Raw genomic sequence first — 2,680 nt, 5'->3', positions numbered from 1 at the left:
CATATTATATGTACGAAGGCATTTCATTTACACAAGATTCTTGACGCTACCCATTTTTCTATAGAGGGAGTTAGTTATTTGTGAAAATTCTATTATGATTTTAACAAGCAAATTGCTGAATCATTGAAGATGAATAGAGACATCGAAATCTTTATGTGAATTGTCATCATCTATATTATCAGTTTCATAATAAGCCAACCATTTTAGTCTTATAGAGGAAATATCGGAAACATCATTTAGTTTAGGTATGAGAAAATAAATATTGCCATCTGAGTGTGTGCCAGAATTTAGTGATCCGTCAAAACTGTCACTATCAAATGAATCAGCTTCTACCTGTTGTCCATCATCGGTACTTAGAGTCGCTTGAGTTGGAAAAGCATTTATGTCACGGCCAGCGTCAATATTCATATGGACTTTGATGATACCGTTAAAAGATTGTTTGTAACGTCCTTTTCATTTGGTGTATTCACCATCAGTTTTATAAACAGAAATTTTGTCGGGATTAAGAGTTGATCCCGCCCATGATTCAGTTGCGTTGGTAGTGAAATCTTTGCTATTTGCAATATCGATGGTTGAGTCACCCAGATCAAGGGAGGGTAAGTCTGAAGTATCATCAGATTCGTCCTCTTCATTATCGTTTTGACTTGAATCTTCAATTTTATCATCTTTTGAATCAGCATCATTATTTTCAGTCGATGATGTTCCTGAAGTAGAGTTATCAGGCAACCCATACGCTGATAAGTCCTCGCTATTGACAAATTGAGTAGTTGTTATCAGTGAACCGGTGGTTAGGAGAGCACCCATGATTAAAATTGTCCAAGGTAGTGGCTTTTTGAACCACAAGTTCTTTGAAAAGTTACGGTCAAACCTACTTCCCGATACATCAGATTTTTGGGACAAGAAAATGAGGATAATAATAGGTCCAACCAGAGGAAGCAGGAGCAACCATAGAAAGTGGCCAGAACGATTTGTATCATGTAGACGACGGATTTCAGCAGTTAAGCAGGCGATCGCCAGAAATGTATACGTAATTGAGAATAGGAGTAGGAGAACTGTCCAAAGTTGGTCATCATCAAAGGCCAGTTTTTTATAGAAAATAGGTAAGGGGGCACTTAAAATAAGTCCCATAATAATCACATCCAAATACCACCACCAAAATGCTGCACGACTCATTCTTTTGTCTATCGTGAAAGCATCAGTAATTCCATATTTCAATGATTGAAGCATATTCTCATTGGAAGTTTGGTTCATGGTAGATGTTGAATTTGAATGTATTTCTATAGATTGTTTATTTTTGAATATTGAATCCTGTTTTGTTCCACAATGCGGGCAAAACTCCGAGTTTTTCAGGATCTTCTTCCCACAATGACTACAATAATATGTTGGTTCCTCTTCCATATGTATTTCCTCCTTGAAATCTCTACAGCTTTTAACGTCATCAGTTTTGGACAAACCATCCTTTTGGAGAATTAGATAACGTCATCGTTACAGGCTCCAATTTAAAAATTAAGGACAGAATTTACATATTTATTTATCAAATATAATCATTGACGTTATAAGTAAACGATGTGTTTAGTTAACATGGAACTGCATTATACAACGAGAAAAAACAAGAAGACAAGGACTTTTACTCGAGATGGTTTGATTCAAAGAACGATATGTTCGATAGTTCAATTGCAAGGATTGTTTGGATAAAAATATGTCTTGAAACGCAAACTGGCTGGCGGATTTCCAGTAAAATACCGGGAATCTGCCAGCCAGTCAACAGCCAAAAAATCAATTCAATTTTAGATACCACTCGGAAGCCTATGCATAATGGCTACCTAGTCTATAAATGTTACAGTCCCAGCAACTGCTTCTTCTTAGTATCAAACTCCTCCTGCGTAATAATCCCGTCATCCAAGAGTCCTTTAAACTTACGAATCTCGTCAACGGGGTCTTGCGTCGGGCTTGCCACGGCAGCCTGTGGTTGATGAGACAGGGCCACATAGCTATTAATTAAGTCAGCTGCTTGAAGGAAGTGTTGACGCAAAGCATCCCCAGTTAGGGTGATGGTGTTTGGCGATTCCTGTGGGGAGTCGGAACCAGTGGACCAGTAATTTTTAGCGGTGTTTTGAACCCCACCGGCCGCAATTTCAAAGTAGCCGCTTAACATATGATAGTCGACCTGAGCGTTGGTAATGTTGCTGTAGGGCATTCTGAAGACGCCGCTTCCTAAGGTGTGGCCGGTCATGAAGCCAGTTTTGATAATGGCAACTTGATCGTTGGTGGCAATCAGATATTCCTTGTTGGTTCCCCTGAGGGCAATCACGACAGAAGACCAATCGATGCCAGATTTAACCGCAATCTTATAGGCTGTCATGACGGTTGCTTCTTGGTAAAGCTTGAGATTGGTAATAAGACCGTCCTGCGTTGGCTCGGCAGGGGCCGCTTGTTTAGCTTCCTGATGGTTGATATCGATTTTTTGGTGATTATCGATTAAAGTTTTAATTTCTTGCACGGTGTAAGTGCCAGCGACGTCGGTAAGATGATCGATGTCTTCGGTCAGACCAACCTTCTTACAACAGTCGCCACAAAGTCGGCCGTCTACCAAATAGTTCATGGTCCAGAACTTTAATTTTTTACTCTTGAATTGTCAAATTAAGTGCAACACTACATTAAAGAATATTTCATAAGGCGT

The 2,680-nt window shown here is 39.4% G+C and carries 3 protein-coding genes; all 3 read right to left on the bottom strand.

Annotated elements, in window-relative coordinates; translation table 11 throughout:
* Nucleotides 1–120: 120 nt before the first annotated feature.
* Nucleotides 121–408 (bottom strand): DUF4352 domain-containing protein, encoded by a 288-nt coding sequence (locus IV54_RS11780; RefSeq protein ID WP_157054393.1) that lies wholly within the window; start codon nucleotides 406–408, stop codon nucleotides 121–123.
* 45 nt (nucleotides 409–453) lie between these two features.
* Nucleotides 454–1,398: a DUF805 domain-containing protein gene (locus IV54_RS08960; RefSeq protein ID WP_057879023.1), complete on the bottom strand. Its 945-nt coding sequence runs from the start codon at nucleotides 1,396–1,398 to the stop codon at nucleotides 454–456.
* A 439-nt stretch (nucleotides 1,399–1,837) separates the two neighbouring features.
* Nucleotides 1,838–2,602 carry an SHOCT domain-containing protein gene (locus IV54_RS12120; RefSeq protein WP_057879022.1) on the bottom strand — a complete coding sequence of 255 codons (765 nt, stop codon included), beginning with the start codon at nucleotides 2,600–2,602 and terminating at the stop codon, nucleotides 1,838–1,840.
* Nucleotides 2,603–2,680 lie beyond the last annotated feature (78 nt).

This window comes from Levilactobacillus paucivorans, assembly GCF_001437125.1.
Classification (GTDB): Bacteria; Bacillota; Bacilli; order Lactobacillales; family Lactobacillaceae; genus Levilactobacillus; species Levilactobacillus paucivorans.
This window is presented reverse-complemented; position numbering and strand designations above follow the sequence as displayed.

Bases quoted from the DNA above. Each gene is read 5' to 3' on its own strand.
- IV54_RS11780 (WP_157054393.1), bottom strand. From the start codon at position 408: ATGAATATTGACGCTGGCCGTGACATAAATGCTTTTCCAACTCAAGCG.
- IV54_RS08960 (WP_057879023.1), bottom strand. From the start codon at position 1,398: ATGGAAGAGGAACCAACATATTATTGTAGTCATTGTGGGAAGAAGATC.
- IV54_RS12120 (WP_057879022.1), bottom strand. From the start codon at position 2,602: ATGAACTATTTGGTAGACGGCCGACTTTGTGGCGACTGTTGTAAGAAG.